The 16942-nt window shown below is 68.0% G+C and carries 16 protein-coding genes; 10 read left to right on the top strand and 6 right to left on the bottom strand.

Annotation, left to right across the window (positions count from 1 at the left end):
* Positions 1–21: 21 nt before the first annotated feature.
* The 5 genes from glnG to glnA all read right to left on the bottom strand — a co-directional run bounded on the left by glnG (position 22) and on the right by glnA (position 5036).
* Positions 22–1431: a nitrogen regulation protein NR(I) gene (gene glnG / locus DER72_RS12130; RefSeq protein ID WP_110070250.1), complete on the bottom strand. Its 1410-nt coding sequence runs from the start codon at positions 1429–1431 to the stop codon at positions 22–24.
* Positions 1424–2470: a nitrogen regulation protein NR(II) gene (glnL, locus tag DER72_RS12125; protein WP_110070283.1), complete on the bottom strand. Its 1047-nt coding sequence runs from the start codon at positions 2468–2470 to the stop codon at positions 1424–1426. Before glnL ends, glnG begins: the two co-directional genes overlap by 8 nt.
* 187 nt (positions 2471–2657) lie before the next feature.
* The gene (locus DER72_RS16475) at positions 2658–2783 is read right to left on the bottom strand and encodes a hypothetical protein (RefSeq protein WP_258306292.1); all 126 of its coding nucleotides are present in this window, start codon (positions 2781–2783) and stop codon (positions 2658–2660) included.
* Positions 2784–2897: 114 nt separating this feature from the next.
* Positions 2898–3461 (bottom strand): DUF4124 domain-containing protein, encoded by a 564-nt coding sequence (locus tag DER72_RS12120; RefSeq protein WP_110070249.1) that lies wholly within the window; start codon positions 3459–3461, stop codon positions 2898–2900.
* A 168-nt stretch (positions 3462–3629) separates the two neighbouring features.
* On the bottom strand, positions 3630–5036 hold the full coding sequence (glnA, locus tag DER72_RS12115) for a glutamate--ammonia ligase (RefSeq protein WP_110070248.1): 1407 nt from the start codon (positions 5034–5036) through the stop codon (positions 3630–3632).
* Positions 5037–5542: 506 nt separating this feature from the next.
* Between glnA and DER72_RS12110 the strand changes: the two genes are divergently transcribed.
* The 7 genes from DER72_RS12110 to DER72_RS12080 all read left to right on the top strand — a co-directional run bounded on the left by DER72_RS12110 (position 5543) and on the right by DER72_RS12080 (position 12550).
* Complete coding sequence (locus tag DER72_RS12110) at positions 5543–6088, top strand: hypothetical protein (RefSeq protein ID WP_110070247.1); 546 nt, start codon at positions 5543–5545, stop codon at positions 6086–6088.
* A 196-nt stretch (positions 6089–6284) separates the two neighbouring features.
* The gene (gene typA, locus DER72_RS12105; protein WP_110070246.1) at positions 6285–8132 is read left to right on the top strand and encodes a translational GTPase TypA; all 1848 of its coding nucleotides are present in this window, start codon (positions 6285–6287) and stop codon (positions 8130–8132) included.
* A gap of 111 nt (positions 8133–8243) precedes the next feature.
* Positions 8244–8564 (top strand): hypothetical protein, encoded by a 321-nt coding sequence (locus DER72_RS12100; RefSeq protein ID WP_110070245.1) that lies wholly within the window; start codon positions 8244–8246, stop codon positions 8562–8564.
* A 173-nt stretch (positions 8565–8737) separates the two neighbouring features.
* The gene (locus tag DER72_RS12095; RefSeq protein WP_110070244.1) at positions 8738–9517 is read left to right on the top strand and encodes an ABC transporter ATP-binding protein; all 780 of its coding nucleotides are present in this window, start codon (positions 8738–8740) and stop codon (positions 9515–9517) included.
* Entirely contained in the window at positions 9504–10208 is a 705-nt protein-coding gene (locus tag DER72_RS12090; protein ID WP_110070243.1) for an ABC transporter ATP-binding protein, read from the top strand. The genes DER72_RS12095 and DER72_RS12090 overlap by 14 nt, the downstream gene beginning before the upstream one ends.
* A gap of 24 nt (positions 10209–10232) precedes the next feature.
* The gene (locus tag DER72_RS12085) at positions 10233–11240 is read left to right on the top strand and encodes a branched-chain amino acid ABC transporter permease (protein WP_110070242.1); all 1008 of its coding nucleotides are present in this window, start codon (positions 10233–10235) and stop codon (positions 11238–11240) included.
* Entirely contained in the window at positions 11240–12550 is a 1311-nt protein-coding gene (locus DER72_RS12080; RefSeq protein WP_110070241.1) for a branched-chain amino acid ABC transporter permease, read from the top strand. The genes DER72_RS12085 and DER72_RS12080 overlap by 1 nt, the downstream gene beginning before the upstream one ends.
* Positions 12551–12629: 79 nt before the next feature.
* On the opposite strand, the gene DER72_RS12075 is transcribed toward DER72_RS12080, so the two are convergent.
* Entirely contained in the window at positions 12630–13850 is a 1221-nt protein-coding gene (locus DER72_RS12075; protein WP_110070240.1) for an ABC transporter substrate-binding protein, read from the bottom strand.
* Positions 13851–14010: 160 nt separating this feature from the next.
* On the opposite strand from DER72_RS12075, the gene DER72_RS16195 reads away from it, so the two are divergent.
* From DER72_RS16195 to DER72_RS12060, 3 genes are all read left to right on the top strand, one after another.
* Positions 14011–14169, top strand: a complete 159-nt coding sequence (locus DER72_RS16195; protein WP_181395665.1) for a dienelactone hydrolase family protein — start codon at positions 14011–14013, stop codon at positions 14167–14169.
* 2 nt (positions 14170–14171) lie between these two features.
* Positions 14172–15233: a C45 family peptidase gene (locus tag DER72_RS12065; protein ID WP_110070238.1), complete on the top strand. Its 1062-nt coding sequence runs from the start codon at positions 14172–14174 to the stop codon at positions 15231–15233.
* Between the two features lie 140 nt (positions 15234–15373).
* Complete coding sequence (locus DER72_RS12060; RefSeq protein ID WP_110070237.1) at positions 15374–16798, top strand: bifunctional enoyl-CoA hydratase/phosphate acetyltransferase; 1425 nt, start codon at positions 15374–15376, stop codon at positions 16796–16798.
* Positions 16799–16942 lie beyond the last annotated feature (144 nt).

The following is a 16942-nucleotide window of genomic DNA, read 5'->3' as shown; positions in this document are numbered from 1 at the left end:
ACGGCCTCCTCCCAACGTGACTCAATCATCCGCCAGCGCCGGCAGCAATACCTTTAATTTACGGGTCAGGGTGTTGCGCCCCCAGCCCAGCAGCTCGGCGGCCTCGCCCTTGCGTCCCCCGGTATGCTTGAGGGCGGTCTCGATCAGGATCTTTTCGAAGTCTGGCACCGCCTCTTCCAGCAAGTGGGTATGTCCCGCCGCCAGGGCCCGGTCGGCCCAGTCCCGGAAGGCGGTGCGCCAGTCGCCGCTGGGGACGCTGCTGCCGTCCTCGTGGCGCAGCTCCGGGGGCAGGTCCTCCACCAGGATCTCGCGCCCGGAGGCCATCACCGTCAGCCAGCGGCAGGTGTTCTCCAGCTGGCGCACGTTGCCCGGCCAGGGCAGACGGGTCAGGTGGCTCTCGGCCTCGGGCGTCAGCACCTTGATGTCTGTGGAGAGCTCCTTGGCGGCCTCGGCCAGGAAGTGGCGGGCCAGCCGCGGGATATCCTCGCGGCGCTCGGCCAACTTCGGCAGGTGCACGCGGATCACGTTGAGGCGGTGGAAGAGGTCCTCGCGGAAGCGCCCATCCTCCACCAGGCTCTCGAGGTTCTGGTGGGTGGCGGCGATGATGCGCACGTCCACCTTCACCGGCGTGTGGCCGCCGACTCGGTAGAACTCGCCGTCGGCCAGCACCCGCAGCAGGCGGGTCTGGGTCTCGGCGGGCATGTCGCCGATCTCGTCCAGGAAGAGGGAGCCGCCGTCGGCCTGCTCGAAGCGGCCCTGGCGCTGGGCGGCCGCGCCGGTGAAGGCGCCCTTCTCGTGGCCGAACAGCTCGGACTCGATCAGGTCCTTGGGGATCGCCGCCATGTTCAGGGCGATAAAGGGCTTGCCGGCCCGCGGGCTGTGCTGGTGCAGGGCCCGGGCCACCCGCTCCTTGCCGGTCCCGGACTCGCCGTTGATCAGCACGGTGATGTGCGAATGTGACAGCCGGCCGATGGCGCGGAACACCTCCTGCATGGCCGGCGCCTCGCCGATGATCTCGGCATCCAGCCCCTCGGGCACGCTGACCGGGCGCTGGCGCTCCCGGGCATGGGCCACGGCACGCCGCACCAAGGCCAGCGCCTCGTCGACGTCGAAGGGCTTGGGCAGGTACTCGAAGGCCCCGCCCTGATAGGAGGCCACCGCGCTGTCCAGGTCGGAATGGGCGGTCATCACGATCACCGGCAGGTCCGGATGGGCCTCGCGCACCCGGGCCATCAGGTCCAGGCCATCGATACCGGGCATGCGAATGTCGGTGACCAGCACGTCGGGCGGGTTGTCGAGCAGGCGCTGCAGGGCGGTGTCAGCGCGCTCGATGCACTCCACGTCGAGGTCGGGTTGGGCGAGGGCACGTTCGAGCACCCAGCGGATGGCGCGGTCGTCATCGACGACCACCACGCGAGCGGCGTCAGTCATGGCGCTTCTCCAGGGGAATCAGCAGTCGGAATTCGGTCTGGCCTGGCTCGGAATCACATTCGATCAGGCCCTGGTGCTGGTGCAGGATCGCCTGGGCGATGGAGAGCCCCAGGCCGCTGCCCTCGGCGCGGCCGGAGACCATGGGATAGAAGAGCGTCTCGCGCAGCGCCTCGGGAACGCCGGGACCGTTGTCGATGATCGCCACCTCGCACACCAGACGGTGGCGCTCGGCACCCAGGGTGAACTGGCGGCGCGCCCGGGTGCGCAGCACCAGCCGCGGCTCCGGCGCCCCCGACTCGGTCATCGCCTCTACGGCATTGCGGGCCACGTTGAGCACCGCCTGGATCATCTGGGCCTCGTCGCCGGCCAGGTCCGGCAGGCTGGGGTCGTAGTCGCGCTCGATCCGCACCTGGGGGTGCTCGACGACCAGCAGCGAGCGCACCCGCTCCAGCACCTTGTGGATATTGAGCGGCTCGTGGCGGGCCACCCGGTTGGGGCCCAGCATGGAGTCCACCAGGTCGCGCAGCCGATCCACCTCCTCGACGATGATCCGGGTGAACTCCTTCAGGTCTGGGTCGTCGAGGTCGCGTTCCAGCAGTTGGGCCGCCCCGCGGATGCCGCCCAGGGGGTTCTTCACCTCGTGAGCCAGGCCGCGAGTCAGCACCTTGATGGTCTCCTGGCGAGTCAGCAGCGCCTCTTCCCGGGAGATACGCATCAGCCGGTCGCGGGGCTCGATCTCCAGCAGCAGCTCCCTCCGGGAGAGCGGCGTGACCGTGTAATCCACCGTCAGCGCCTCGCCGCCCAGCAGGGTCAGGCGCGCCTCGCGCTGGGTGAAGGGGTGAAACTCGTCCCGGGCCTTGCCCAGTACCGCGCCGAGCCCATCACCGCTCTCCATCAGGGCGCACAGCGCCACACCCTGCACCCGGCTGAGGCTGTTCGCCAGCAACGCCTCGGCGGCAGGGTTCATCCATTGCAGCCTCAGCTCGCCGTCCAGCAGGACCACAGCGGTGGTGAGATGCTCCATCAAGCGTTGATACATCGAAGGGGCCATATCGGATCCAGGGTAGATGCCTAGCGACTGCAAGAAGTGCGCCAGACTCGCAAGGCCCGCCGCTAGGCGGCTCCGCAGCACTGGGCCGCCGCCCAGACGCACCAAAGTAGTGCAAAAAAGAAAAGACTGCACGGCGCGACGGACGCTGGCGGTGCGCCGAATGCCCCGCAGGGGCTCAGCGGGAGGTGCCGCGCTCCTCATGACGGCGCAGCGGCGGGTCATCGTCGGGCAGCCGTCGCAGCGATTCCGCACCGCGGCGCAGCGGCGACGGCGCCTCGGCAGGCGGGGGCGGCGGCTTCACGGGCGCGTGGATCGGCCCACCATCATGGGGCGGCCAGCGGTCGCCGTGTGGGGGGCGACAGGGCCTCGGGCTGCCATCCGGGCACCAAGGCCAGGGCGCCCAGCGAGGGGGCAGCTAATCGGCAGGACGGTTGACGCTGGCCCGGTGCACATAGATGGTCACCGGCGAGCTGCGGTGGCGAACGGCGCCGCTGCCATCGAGCAGCTCCGCCTGCAGCACATGCTCGCCGGGGTTCATGTTGGCCACCATGAAGGCGGTGGTGTGCATCGCCGTCTGACTCACCTGGCCGTCCACCAGCAGGCGCACGCGATGATCTTCGCGCAGCTCGGGCTGGATGCCCAACTCCACCGGCACGTTGCCCGCCGCCCCCACCGGGAAGACCTGCTCATGGCTGGGGGAGACGATGCGGAAGCTGTCGTAGGGCATGAAGGGCTGGCCGGGCGAGCCCGTCGCCGCGGCAGCACCGCTGGCCTCGAGCTGTGGTACCGCCTCGCCGCGGCGTACCTCGCCGCTGGAGGGCACCACGGTCAGCGGCGCCAGCTCCACCTGCTCACCGCCCCGCTCCGGGTTGTCGGTAAAGACCACATTGCCCTGGGCGTCGGTGGTGCGATAGATCGTCTGGGCCTGGGCCGCCAGGCTGAACAACAGCCCCACCGCCGCCATCATGGCCTTGTTCATGGATACCCCCTGCGTGCCGCCTTCCTGGCGGTCTGTGGATGGTGTTGCCTTACCCCTGCTTGGATAGTGAACAAGATAAAGGGGTTCCGCCATGGCGGAACCCCTTTTCGATCAACGCCGGGGCGTCGATGCCGGACCAGGTCGCGTCGCGCCTGGCCGCTGCCGTCATCAGCAGCTGTAGTACATGTCGAATTCGACCGGATGGGTGGTCATGCGAATGCGCTCCACGTCCTCCATCTTCAGCTCGATGTAGGCATCGATCATGTCGTCGGTGAAGACGCCACCCTCGGTCAGGAAGGCGCGATCCTTGTCCAGGGCCTCCAGGGCCTGGTCGAGGCTGTGGGCCACGGTCGGCACCTTCTTGCCCTCTTCCGGCGGCAGGTCATAGAGGTTCTTGTCCATGGCGTCGCCGGGGTGGATCTTGTTCTTGATGCCGTCGATACCGGCCATCAGCATGGCGGAGAAGGCCAGGTAGGGGTTGGCGGTCGGGTCCGGGAAGCGGGCCTCGATGCGCTTGCCCTTCGGGCTCGCGGTGTACGGAATGCGGATGGAAGCGGAGCGGTTACGGGCGCTGTAGGCCAGCATGACCGGCGCTTCGAAGCCCGGCACCAGACGCTTGTAGGAGTTGGTCGAAGCGTTGGTGAAGGCGTTCAGGGCGCGGGCGTGCTTGATGATGCCGCCGATGTAGTAGAGCGCCATCTCGGAGAGACCCGCGTACTCGTCGCCGGCGAACTGGTTCTGGCCATCCTTCCAGAACGACTGGTGCACGTGCATGCCGCTGCCGTTGTCGCCGACCAGCGGCTTGGGCATGAAGGTGGCGGTCTTGCCGTAGGCGTGAGCCACGTTGTGGATCACGTACTTCAGTTCCTGAACTTCGTCGGCCTTCTTGACCAGGGTGTTGAACTTGACGCCGATCTCGTTCTGGCCGGCGTTGGACACCTCGTGGTGATGCACCTCGACGCTCTGGCCGATCGCCTCCAGGGTGTTGCACATGGCACCACGGATATCGTGGAAGCTGTCCACCGGGGGCACCGGGAAGTAGCCGCCCTTGACCCGCGGACGGTGACCCAGGTTGCCGCCCTCGATGGAGCGGTCGGTGGCCCAGGCGCCCTCTTCGGAGGTGATCTTGTACATGGAGCCCTCGATATCGGACTTCCAGTGCACCTCGTCGAAGATGAAGAACTCGGGTTCGGGGCCGAAGAAAGCGGTGTCGCCCAGGCCGGTGGACTGCAGGTAGGCCTCGGCGCGCTTGGCGATGGAGCGCGGGTCACGCTCGTAGCCCTGCATGGTGGCCGGCTCGATGATATCGCAGCGCAGCACCAGAGTGGCGTCCTCGGTGAACGGATCGAGGAAGGCGGTGCCATCTTCCGGACGCAGGATCATGTCGGACTCGTTGATGCCCTTCCAGCCGGAGATGGAAGAGCCATCGAACATCTGGCCGTTCTCGAAAAACTCCTCGTCCACATCGCGGGCCGGGATGGTAACGTGCTGCTCCTTGCCACGGGTATCGGTGAAACGCAGGTCCACCCACTTGACGTCGTGCTCTTCGATCAGGGCGAGGGTCTTCTCGGCCATGGTGTCCTCCAGTCGTGAACGTATGGCTAAAGTTGTGTCTGGCTAGCGTATCCAGCGTCGTTTGTAGCACGCCGCGGGCACCCTGCCCACGGCAGCCGGCATTCTCTCCGGCGCTGCCCAATACAATGCACGCCTCATGCCAACCCTGCACCCCAATGCGGCAAAACAAGAGCAACATACTGATTTGAAAAATGAAAACGAAATGCCACGGCGCACCAGCCTGAATCAAGCCCCTCGGGCGGCCCTTGGCGGCATCGACCAGATTCATTCTTTGCACCATAAGAGAGCGAAATACTTCGCCAATGCACTACCGAAGAGCACTCTAGGCCCCTCAGCCCTTCCAGAGAGGACAACACCATCCTGGAGCGCCCAGATATTTCCCACCGACCCCCTTTGATACCTCGAGTCACTAACAGCTACACTTCATTACACCCCGAGGCACCGGCAGCGAACTCCTGGCAGCCGGCCCACGACCCAAGGGTGCGGCCTACTGGAGCAGAGTTCGCATGGCTGACGTCACCGGCTGCATTCTAATCGACGCCCGCAGCGCTGGCTCCCGCCTGCCCAGGCAGCTCTCGGTCGTAGCGCCGCTAGCGCGTACCGAGACCTTCTCGCTGGCCATCATCGACGATACCGGCGATGCCCGACTGCCACGCATGGCGCACCGCTACGGTACACGCCTGCTCAGCGTCATTCCCGCCCCCCTGGGGCAGCGCCTCAACGACGCCATCGCCCACAGTCACGGCCCGGTGCTGATCTTTCCCGGCACCGGCAACGCCACCAGTTCCGAGGCGCTCTCCCGACTGGCCGCCGAGGTGGCCGCGGGCCGGGTCGATGTCGCCCTGCTCCCCACCCTGCAGCGCGGCCCGCTGCGGGGCCTGCTGGCCTGGCTCAGACGCAGTCGCCTGCCGCGAGGCGAGGGCCTGTGCCTATCCCGCGCCTGGTTCGAGCGCATCGGTGGCTGCGACCCCGCGCTGGACGATGACGCCCTGGACGAGCTGCTGGAACGCCTGCGCGCCTGCGGTGCCCGGACCAGGCCCACCGACGCCTGACACCGACCAAATGGTGACACCCGACGACGACCCCCCAAGGCGCCGGTCTCGCGTTGACAGCCCATCGAAAGCGCGAATCCGCTATTCGCCGGCCGGGGGACCCTGTACAATGCCGGCCCCGACTTTCCTACCCCCGCGCCTAGGGCACTGACACGACCGTGTACATAGGTGCGACCGCATAGATGAGCAGCAACCTATGAACACCGCAACGCCTTCCGAGATCGCCAATCTCCGGAACATCGCCATCATCGCCCACGTCGACCACGGCAAGACGACCCTGGTCGATAAGCTCCTCAGCCAGTCCGGCACCCTGGACCGCAAGGCCGAGGGGCAAGAGCGCGTCATGGACTCCAATGACCAGGAGAAGGAACGCGGCATCACCATCCTGGCCAAGAACACGGCGATCCGCTGGCAGTCTCCGGATGGCCAGGACTACCGCATCAACATCGTGGACACCCCCGGACACGCCGACTTCGGCGGCGAGGTCGAGCGCGTCATGTCCATGGTGGACTCGGTACTGCTGCTGGTGGACTCGGTCGACGGCCCCATGCCGCAGACCCGCTTCGTCACCCAGAAGGCCTTCGCCCAAGGCCTCAGGCCCATCGTGGTGGTCAACAAGATCGACCGCCCCGGCGCCCGCCCCGACTGGGTCATCGACCAGATCTTCGACCTGTTCGACAACCTCGGCGCCACCGACGAGCAGCTCGACTTCCCGATCATCTACTGCTCGGCGCTCAACGGCATCGCCGGCCTCGAGCCGGACCAGATGGCCGAGGACATGACACCCATGTTCCAGGCCATCGTCGACATCGTCGAGCCGCCCAAGGTCGAGCTGGATGGTCCCTTCCAGATGCAGATCTCCGCGCTGGACTACAACAGCTACGTGGGCGTCATCGGCCTCGGGCGCATCAAGCGCGGCTCGGTGAAGCCCAACCAGCAGATCACCGTGATCGGCACCGACGGCGCCACCCGCAAGGGCAAGGTCGGCCAGGTGATGACCCACATGGGCCTGGAGCGCGTGCAGACCGACGTGGCCACCGCCGGCGATATCGTCTGCATCACCGGCATCGACCCGCTCTCCATCTCCGACACCCTGTGCGACCCGGCCGCCGTCGAGGCGCTGCCGCCGCTCTCCGTCGACCAGCCCACCGTCTCCATGACCTTCCAGGTCAACGACTCACCGATGGCCGGCCGCGACGGCAAGTTCGTCACCAGCCGCAACATCAAGGATCGCCTCGAGCAGGAGCTGATCCACAACGTGGCGCTGCGCGTCGAGCAAGGCGAGACCCCCGAGAAGTTCAAGGTCTCCGGCCGCGGCGAGCTGCACCTCTCGGTGCTGATCGAGACCATGCGTCGCGAAGGCTTCGAGCTGGCCGTGGGCCGCCCCGAGGTGATCATCCGCGAGATCGACGGCGTCAAGCAGGAGCCCTACGAAGAGGTGATCATCGACTGCGAGGAGCAGCACCAGGGCGCCATCATGGAGGAGCTCGGCTACCGCAAGGGCGAGCTCACCAACATGAACCCCGACGGCAAGGGCCGGGTACGCCTGGACTTCATGATCCCCGCCCGCGGCCTGATCGGCTTCCGCGGCCAGTTCATGACCCTGACCTCCGGCACCGGCATCCTCACCAGCCGCTTCGACCACTACGGCCCGCTCAAGCCCGACGCCGCCATCGAGCGTCGCAACGGCGTGATGGTCTCCATGGTCGACGGCAAGGCGCTGGCCTACGCGCTCTACGCCCTGCAGGATCGCGGCAAGCTGATCATCGACCACGGCACCGAGGTCTACGAGGGCATGCTGGTGGGCATCCACAGCCGCGCCAACGACCTGGTGGTCAACCCCACCAAGGGCAAGAAGCTCGATAACATGCGCGCCTCGGGCAACGACGAGAACATCGTGCTGACCCCCCCGGTGAAGTTCTCGCTGGAGCAGGCCATCGAGTTCCTCGACGACGACGAGCTGGTGGAGGTGACCCCCAACCATATCCGCCTGCGCAAGAAGTTCCTCAAGGAAAACGAGCGCAAGCGCGCCAGCAAGAAGTAAGCCGCCTCGCACCCCACGCAGCCCGCCCCTCGGCGGGCTGTGTCGTTTCTGGCCCTCGCTGGCACGCCGGCTACCCTTGAGGGACAGCCACCCCGACAGGAGGAGCCCTCCATGTACAAGCACGTCGACTGGGACGACCCGGGTGCCGCCAGCGTCCAGGCCCACTATGCCAAGGACCCCAACCACCAGGCCGAGCCGGGCCCCGGCGATATCCTCTCGGCGCGCCTCGACGGCCTGGTGGTACGGGTCCGCGTCAAGGCCCATGTGGAGGCCACCAGCATCGGCGAGGTGGTGGCGCTGATCGACCCGGCCACCGGCGAGCGCAAGAAGAGCCACGGCAAACTCGCACTGGGCGACACCGTGCGCCTGCCCGACGACAGACGCGCCTTCGAGCCCCAGCCCGACGACGCCGCCCAGGCGCCGGACGACTAGCCCCGCGAACGAGGTCCGGGCCCGCCTGCGGCCCGGACCCGGCGAGTTGAACCCCAGACGCCAACGCCCGTTTAACGCTGGCCCTCTGGTCAAGCGCCCCGCCCTGACGCAAAGTAGGCCTCGAACACTGACTGTGTCAGCCTGCCACAACACCAACAACCACGAGACAGGGCATGAGCGCGATCATCGACGTCCGCCACGTCAACAAGGCGTTCGGTGGCCTCCGGGTCATCAACGACTGCTCGCTCTCGGTGGCGAAGGGCTCCATCACGGGGCTGATCGGCCCCAACGGGGCCGGCAAGTCGACGCTGTTCAACATCATCGCCGGCGCCCTGCCCCTGGACAGCGGCCAGGTGCTGCTCGATGGCGAGGAGATCACCAACCGCCCCGCCAACGAGCTCTTCCACAAGGGGCTCTTGCGCACCTTCCAGATCGCCCACGAGTTCTCCCAGCTCACCGCCCTGGAGAACCTGATGATGGTGCCGCCCCACCAGGCCGGCGAGAGCCTGTTCAAGGCCTGGCTCAAGCCGGGGATGGTGCGCGTCCAGGAGGAGGAGGTGCGCCGCCGCGCCCTAGAGGTGATCGACTTCATCGGCCTGCACCACGTGCGCAACGAGCTGGCCGGCAACCTCTCCGGCGGCCAGAAGAAGCTCCTCGAGCTGGGCCGCACCATGATGACCGACGCCCGGGTGGTGCTGCTCGACGAGATCGCCGCCGGGGTCAACCGCACCCTGCTGGGCGACCTGGTCGCCAATATCGAGCGCCTCAACCGCGAGCTGGGCTACACCTTCCTGGTCATCGAACACGACATGGACATGATCGCCCGGCTCTGCAACCCGGTGATCGTGCTGGCCCAGGGCAGCGTGATGGTGCAGGGCAGCATCGAGGAGATCCAGAACAACCCCGAGGTCATCGAGGCCTATTTCGGAGCTTCCCAAGATGCCACTGCTTGATGCCCGCGACGTCTACGGCGGCTACGGCGGCATGAATATCCTCAATGGCGTCAGCATGGCCATCGAGGCGGACGAGATCGGCGTCATCGTCGGCCCCAACGGCGCCGGCAAATCCACCATGCTCAAGGCCGTGTTCGGCCTGCTGACCGTGACCCAGGGCGAGATCCTGCTGCGCGGCGAGCCGATCCACAACCTGCCCCCCAACAAGCTGGTGCAGCAGGGCATGGGCTTCGTCCCCCAGGAGAAGAACGTCTTCCCGAGCCTCACGGTGAAGGAGAACCTGGAGATGGGCGCCTTCCTCAAGCCCCAGAACGTCAAGCGCATGCTCAAGCAGATCTACGACTTCTTCCCGCCGCTCTTTGATAAGCGCCACCAGCCCGCCGGCGAGCTCTCCGGCGGCCAGCGCCAGATGGTGGCCATGGGCCGGGCGCTGATGGCCGAGCCCAGCCTGCTGCTGCTCGACGAGCCCACCGCGGGTCTCTCGCCCCTCTACATGAGCGAGATCTTCAGCCAGGTGAAGCAGATCAACGCCGCCGGCGTCGGCATCCTGATGGTGGAGCAGAACGCCAAGCAGGCGCTGGCCATCGCCGACAAGGGCTTCGTGCTGGCCGCCGGCCAGAACCGCTTCACCGATACCGGTGCCGCCCTGCTGGCGGACCCGGACGTGGCCAGGAGCTTCCTGGGCGGCTGAGCCAGGGACAGGAGAACAACCGTCGTGAACGAACTCGTCTTCTTCATCAACAACGTGGTGATCGCCGGCAGCGTCACCGGCTCGATCTACGCCATCGGCGCCATCGGCGTGACGCTGATCTTCAGCATCATGCGCTTCGCGCACTTCGCCCACGCCGACATGATGACCTTCGGCGCCTTCATGGTGCTTCTGCTCACCGCCGCCTTTCCCGGCGTGGGTGGCAGCGTGGGGCTGCCGACCCCCGTGGTCATGCTGCCACCGGCCATCCTGCTCACCGCCCTGCTCGCCCTGGGCATCGACAAGGCCTTCTACAAGCCGCTGCGCACCCATGGCGTCAAGCCCATCGTCATGGTGATCGGCTCGCTCGGGGTGACCCTGATGCTGCAGGGGCTGATCCGCCTGTTCGCCGGCACCAGCGGCCAGAGCCTCTACATGGCCGGCGAGCGCAAGGAGATCTACCGCCTCGCCCTGCCCTTCGAGGGCGTGCGGGCGCCGATCGTGATCACCGAGCCGCAGATCATCCTCTTCGTGCTGACCATCGCCTGCGTGGTGGGGCTGCATCTCTTCCTCGGCCGCTCGCGGCTGGGCAAGGCGATGCGCGCCATGTCCGACAACCCCGACCTGGCCCGGGCCTCGGGCATCAACACCAACGCCATCGTGGCGGTGACCTGGGTGATCGCCGGGGGGCTCGCCGCCATCGCCGGCACCCTGCTGGCGCTGGACGTGACCTTCAAGCCCGACCTCAGCTTCTTCCTGCTGCTGCCGATCTTCGCCGCGGCCATCGTCGGCGGCGTGGGCCACCCCTGGGGCGCCATCGCCGGCGGCTTCGTGGTGGGCTTCGCCGAGACCCTGGCGGTGTTCAACTGGGCGGTGCTGCTGCGGCCCATCGCCCACCACTTCCCGGAGTGGCTGGAGCTGCCGCGCAGCATGGCCTTCGTCGGCACCGAGTACAAGATCGTGGTGCCCTTCTTCATCCTCGTCGCCATCCTGGTGTGGCGCCCCACGGGTCTGTTCAAGGGGAAGGTGATCTGATGAGCCCACAAGACAAGCACCGCGAGGACCTGGTGGCCGCCCCGTCGCGCTTTCCACTGCGTGAACTGGTGCTCTTCGTCGCCCTGCTGGCGGCCATCCTCGCCGTCTACCTGGCCATGGGTGCCGCCTACAGCACCCGCATGCTGGTGGAGGCCTCCTGCTACGCCATCCTGGCCCTGGGGCTGACCATCCAGTGGGGCTATGCCGGCCAGTTCAACGCCGGCGTCATGGGCTTCGTGGCCCTGGGCGGCTACTCCGCCATGGCCTTCAGCATGCCCGTCAATGCCGACTTCTGGGAGAGCGAGCTGCCCGGCCAGCTGGGCATGGTGCTGCTGGTGGGCCTCGGCGGCCTGCTGGTGGTAGTCGGGGCCAGCCGCCTGCACCACCTGGGCCTCCCTCGACGCCTGCGCACCGCCATCACGGTCCTGCTCGCGCTGGTGCTCTACCTGCTGGTCGCCAGCCGCCTGGGGGTGGTCACCGACCAGATCGAGTCGCAGTTCGGCTATATCGGCGGGCTGGGCCTGCCGCCCTGGCTGGGCTGGATCGTCGGCGGGGCGCTGGCCGGCATCGTGGGCTACTTCATCGGCAAGGTGTGTCTGGGGCTGCGCAGCGACTACCTGGCCATCGCCACCCTGGGCATCGCCGAGATCATCAAGGCGGTGCTCAAGAACGCCGACTGGCTGACCCGCGGCACCGCCACCGTCTCGCCGCTGCCGTGGCCGGTGCCGGGCCCCGCCGAGGTGGGCTTCACCCTGGCCCGGGCGCTCTACCTCTCGGTCACGGCGGCGATGATCGCGGTGATCTTCTTCCTGCTCACCCGCGCCTACCAGGCCCCCTGGGGGCGCATGATCCGCGCCATCCGCGACAACGAGGTGGCCGCCTCGGCCATGGGCAAGGACATCAACCGCCGCCGCCTGGAGATCTTCGTGCTGGGCTGCATCCTGATGGGCGTCGGTGGCGCCGCCCTGGGCAGCTTCAACGGCATCTTCGACCCTCAGGGCTACCTGCCGCTGAACCACACCTTCCTGGTGCTGGTGATGGTGATCCTGGGCGGACCGGGCAACAACCTCGGCACCCTCTTCGGCGCCGTGGCGGTCTACATCATCTGGGTGATGTCCGAGCCCCTGGCCCTCAACGTCATGCAGCTGGCGCTCAGCGTCGGCGAGGGCGCCTTCGGCTGGGACGCCCCGGGCAACCTCGACAGCCGCGCCCTGCAAGCCCGGGTCTTCGTGATCGGCCTGCTGATCACCCTGGTGCTGCGCTTCGCTCCCCAGGGGCTGCTGCCCGAGAAGGTCAGGCACCACGGCTAGGCTTCATCGAACACCGCCTGACGAGAGAGGCCCCGGCGGTTTCCCGCCGGGGCCTCTGCGCTGACGGCCAGCTGCGGGGTCAGTCGCCCAGGAAGCCCTGGCTGACGAAGCGGCCGCCCTCCACCGACATCTCCTCGACGATGCCCGGCACGTCGCCGTTCTCATCGAACTCGTGGCTGCCGGAGGCGCCCTCGTAGTTGATCTCGGTGCCCGCGGCGATCAGCTCCACCGCCTTCTCCCACTCGCCGGGCAGGATGACCTCGCCCGGGGCGCTTGCGACGCTGCGCAGCGCCGCGGAGAGCCCCTCGCGCTCGGCGCTGCCGTTCTGCTCGATGGCCAGCGCCAGCAGGAAGGCGGCGTCGTAGCCCTGGCCGGCAAAGACCGCCTCGTGGGAGATCCCCGCGGCCTCGGCCAGCTCCACGAACAGCGCGGTGCCGGGGGTATCCGGGTTGCCCGGGCGGGTGGCGATGAAGTTGCCCTCCAGCACGTCGGCCCCCACGCCGTCGAGCAGCCCCGAGATCACCATGCCGTCGGCGCCGATGAAGCGGGTGAACATGCCGCTCTCCCAGGCCTGGCGCACCACCGTCTGGCCGGAGGTGTCGCCATAGGCCAGCACCACCAGGTCGCTCACCCCGGTGGCGGAGAGGGAGCCCAGCTCGGAGCGGTAGTCGGCGCGGTTATCCTCGTGGGCCAGGTTCTCGGCCACCGCGCCGCCCTCGGCCTCGTAGGTGGCCACGAAGGCGTCGGCCAGGCCGCGGCCGTAGTCGTTGTTCACATAGGTGACCACCACCTCGTCGATGCCCTTGGCCAGCAGCATCCGGGCCAGCGCCTCGCCCTGGAAGGCGTCCGAGGGCACGGTGCGGAACACCAGGTCGTTGTCCTCCAGCTCGCTCACCGCCGGGGCGGTGGAGGCCGGCGACACCATCACCACCCCGCCGGGGATGGCGGCATTGTTGGCGGCGGCGATGGTCGCCCCGGTGCACAGCGCGCCGACGATGGCGGTGACGTTCTCGGTGTTGACCATGCGGTCCGCCGCGTTGGAGGCCGCCGAGGCATCGGCACAGGTGGTATCGGCGCTGGGCATCGCCAGCGTCTGGCCACCCAGGATGCCGCCCTGCTCGTTGACGTGCTGCACGGCCAGCTGGGCCGCGTCATAGACCGGCGGCGTCAGGGTCTCGATCGGCCCGGTGAAGCCCCCCAGGAAGCCCACCTTCACCTCGGCCTGGGCCGCCCCCATGGCCAGGGCGGAAGCCGCTACCGCCATCGCTACCAGACTCTTCTGCACTGAGCACTTCTTCATGTTGTTCGTCTCGCTCGGTTGCTGGGATCACACACTCCCTAAATCTGGAAGGGCAAAGGGAAAAACTCAAGCGCGGCCCGCCAACGCTCGACCCCACGGCGCCTATACTGAGCACTGCAACCAAGCCGATTACCGAGAACAAGCCGACAAGGACACCCCCATGACCACTCGCGACTCCCTGACTGCCCCGGCCCTTGCCCTGACCCTGCTGGCCGGCGCCCCCCACGCCTTCACGGTGTTCGGCAGCGACGCCTACCGGGAGCGCGCCGACGAGAGATCCTGGGCCGCCTTCCTCGACCTGCTGGAGGAGGCGCTCTGACCATGCTGCAGCAGCTGCTCACCGTCACCGAGCTCGGCGGCAGCCGCCGCGAGATCGGTCTGGCCCACGGCCGCACCCACGCCCGGCTGATCCAGCGCAGCCTGGAGGTCTACGACCGGCTCTTCCACGACTTCGTGGGCATCCGCTGGGTGCGGGCCCGGGTCGAGGCGGCGCGCTTCGGGCGCATGATCGAGCGCGGCTTTCCCGAGATCCTCGAGGAGATGGACGCCATCGCCGAGGGCGCCGGGGTCGAGCCCATCGACATCCTCACCCTCAACTGCCGCAGCGAGATCTCGCTGACCCGCGCCAGCGGCGGCTGCTCCGCCTTCGCCCTGCAGCGCGCCGGCACCCAGTGGCTGGCACAGAACTGGGACTGGCGCACCGACCAGCTGCACAACGTGGTGGTGCTGAAGATCCAGGGCGAGAACAGTGCCCCGCTGGTGAGCGTCGGCGAGGCGGGCATGGTGGCCAAGATCGGGCTCAACGCCCACGGCATCGGCGTCTGCCTCAACGCCATCCGTTCGCAGACCTGCGGCGAGGGGCTGCCGATCCACGTGGCGCTGCGCAAGATCCTCGAGAGCCCCGACCTGGAAAGCGCCCTGGCGGTGGCCAGCCGCAACCGGGTCTGCTCCCCGGCCCACTTCCTGGTGGCCAGCGCCGAGGGCGGGGCGGTGGGGCTCGAGGTGCACCCCGGCGAGCCCGGCCGGCTGCCGGCAGAGGGCGGCGTGGTCACCCACACCAACCACCTCTACGCCCCGGACGCCACCGCCCAGGTGGAGGATTTCCCCCGGGCCGACTCGCGCCCGCGCCTGGCGCGCCTGGATGCCCTGCTGCGCCGGGAGCCGGCGCCGAGCGCCCCCATGGACGAGCGCGCCCTGTTCGAGATCCTCGCCGACCACGACGGCGAGCCGCTCTCGATCTGCCGCCACTTCAACCCCGCCCAGCCCCCGGAGGAGCGCATGGAGACGCTGTTCGGGGTGGTGATGAACCTCACCGAGCGGCGCCTCGCCGTGCGCCACGGCAAGCCCTGCGAGTCCGAGGAGACGCTGGTGGTGACCCTGTAGGGCACGCTGGCATACCCACAGCCCCGGCACAGTCGCCGGGGGAATCGCAACGTCCCGCGGGTCAACGCAAGGGCGGCCGGGACAGGCTATGATGGGGGCTGAATTTGCTGCATCGCAGTAACCACCCCCGGAGCCGCCCCATGGATGCCCCCCACGACGACCGCTACATCGAGAACCGCACCTTCGACGAGATCCAGGTAGGCGACGAGGCGCACCTCGAGAAACGCCTGACCCTGGATGACATCAAGCTGTTCGCCATCATGTCCGGCGACATCAACCCATCCCATGTGGACGACGACTTCGCGCGCAGCTCGCGCTTCCAGGAGGTCATCGCCCACGGCATGTGGGGCGGCGCGCTGATCTCCACGGTGCTGGGCACCCAGCTGCCCGGTCCCGGCACCCTCTACCTGGGCCAGACGCTGAACTTCCGGGCACCGGTCGCCCTCGGCGACGTGCTCAAGGTCAGCGTGCGCGTCAGCGCCAAGGACGATGCCCGCTCGCAGCTGACCCTCGACTGTCGCTGCGAGAACCAGCGGGGCAAGGTGGTGATCGAGGGCGAGGCTCGCGTGCTCGCCCCCACGGAGAAGATCCGCCGGCCCCGTGCCGTGCTGCCCACGGTGCGCCTGGCTGAACGCGGCCGCCTGCACGAGATCCTCTCCGCCGCCGACCACCCCTCCGCCATCCCCGTGGCGGTGGTGCACCCGGTGGACGATGTCTCGCTGATCGGTGCCGTGGCCGCCGCCCACCAGGGCCTGATCACTCCCCTGCTGGTGGGCCCGGCGGCGAAGATCCGCGCCGCGGCGGATGCCGCCCGGCTCGATATCAGCGAGTTCGAGCTGATCGACGTGCCCCACAGCCACGCCGCCGCGGAGCGCGCCGTGGCCCTGGTGCGAGAAGGGCGCGCCGAGGCCCTGATGAAGGGGGCCCTGCACACCGACGAGCTGATGCACGAGGTGCTCAAGCGCGACAGCGGCCTGCGCACCGAGCGCTGCATCAGCCACGTGATGGCCTTCGACGTGCCGACCTACCCGCGCCCGCTGTTCATCACCGACGCTGCCATCAATATCTCGCCGAGCCTCGACCAGAAGCGCGACATCATCTGCAACGCCATCGAGCTGGCCCACGCCCTGGGCAACCAGGACCCCAGGGTGGCCATCCTCTCCGCGGTGGAGACGGTCAACCCCCGGATCCCCTCCACCCTGGACGCCGCCGCCCTGTGCAAGATGGCCGACCGCGGCCAGATCTGCGGCGGCACCCTGGACGGCCCACTGGCCTTCGACAACGCCATCTCGGAGAGCGCCGCGCGCACCAAGGGCATCGACTCCCCGGTGGCCGGGCGCGCCGACATCCTGGTGGCCCCGGACCTGGAGTCCGCCAACATGCTGATGAAGCAGCTGACCTACCTGGCCGATGCCACCGGTGCCGGCCTGGTGCTGGGCGCCCGGGTCCCGATCATCCTCACCAGCCGCGCCGACGAGGCCATCACCCGCATGGCCTCCTGCGCCCTGGCCCTGCTGGTGGCCGACCACCAGCGGCGCCAGGGGCTGCCCGAGCCGGGAGCCTGAAATGCGTCACATCCTGACCATCAACAGCGGCTCCTCCAGCCTGAAGTTTGGTTCTTCGCAGACTGGCGTGAAAGCGAAGTAAGATTAGGAAGAGACAGGATAGAGAAACGGCGGTAAATCCGAGTAAGCTGATATTCACCACAA

Source organism: Halomonas sp. A11-A (assembly GCF_003182195.1).
Taxonomy (GTDB): domain Bacteria; phylum Pseudomonadota; class Gammaproteobacteria; order Pseudomonadales; family Halomonadaceae; genus Halomonas; species Halomonas alkalicola.
This window is presented reverse-complemented; position numbering and strand designations above follow the sequence as displayed.

Coding starts and splice junctions, on each gene's coding strand:
- glnG (WP_110070250.1), bottom strand. CDS start 1,431: ATGACTGACGCCGCTCGCGTGGTGGTCGTCGATGACGACCGCGCCATC.
- glnL (WP_110070283.1), bottom strand. CDS start 2,470: ATGTATCAACGCTTGATGGAGCATCTCACCACCGCTGTGGTCCTGCTG.
- DER72_RS12120 (WP_110070249.1), bottom strand. CDS start 3,461: ATGAACAAGGCCATGATGGCGGCGGTGGGGCTGTTGTTCAGCCTGGCG.
- glnA (WP_110070248.1), bottom strand. CDS start 5,036: ATGGCCGAGAAGACCCTCGCCCTGATCGAAGAGCACGACGTCAAGTGG.
- DER72_RS12110 (WP_110070247.1), top strand. CDS start 5,543: ATGGCTGACGTCACCGGCTGCATTCTAATCGACGCCCGCAGCGCTGGC.
- typA (WP_110070246.1), top strand. CDS start 6,285: ATGAACACCGCAACGCCTTCCGAGATCGCCAATCTCCGGAACATCGCC.
- DER72_RS12100 (WP_110070245.1), top strand. CDS start 8,244: ATGTACAAGCACGTCGACTGGGACGACCCGGGTGCCGCCAGCGTCCAG.
- DER72_RS12095 (WP_110070244.1), top strand. CDS start 8,738: ATGAGCGCGATCATCGACGTCCGCCACGTCAACAAGGCGTTCGGTGGC.
- DER72_RS12090 (WP_110070243.1), top strand. CDS start 9,504: ATGCCACTGCTTGATGCCCGCGACGTCTACGGCGGCTACGGCGGCATG.
- DER72_RS12080 (WP_110070241.1), top strand. CDS start 11,240: ATGAGCCCACAAGACAAGCACCGCGAGGACCTGGTGGCCGCCCCGTCG.
- DER72_RS12075 (WP_110070240.1), bottom strand. CDS start 13,850: ATGAAGAAGTGCTCAGTGCAGAAGAGTCTGGTAGCGATGGCGGTAGCG.
- DER72_RS16195 (WP_181395665.1), top strand. CDS start 14,011: ATGACCACTCGCGACTCCCTGACTGCCCCGGCCCTTGCCCTGACCCTG.
- DER72_RS12065 (WP_110070238.1), top strand. CDS start 14,172: ATGCTGCAGCAGCTGCTCACCGTCACCGAGCTCGGCGGCAGCCGCCGC.
- DER72_RS12060 (WP_110070237.1), top strand. CDS start 15,374: ATGGATGCCCCCCACGACGACCGCTACATCGAGAACCGCACCTTCGAC.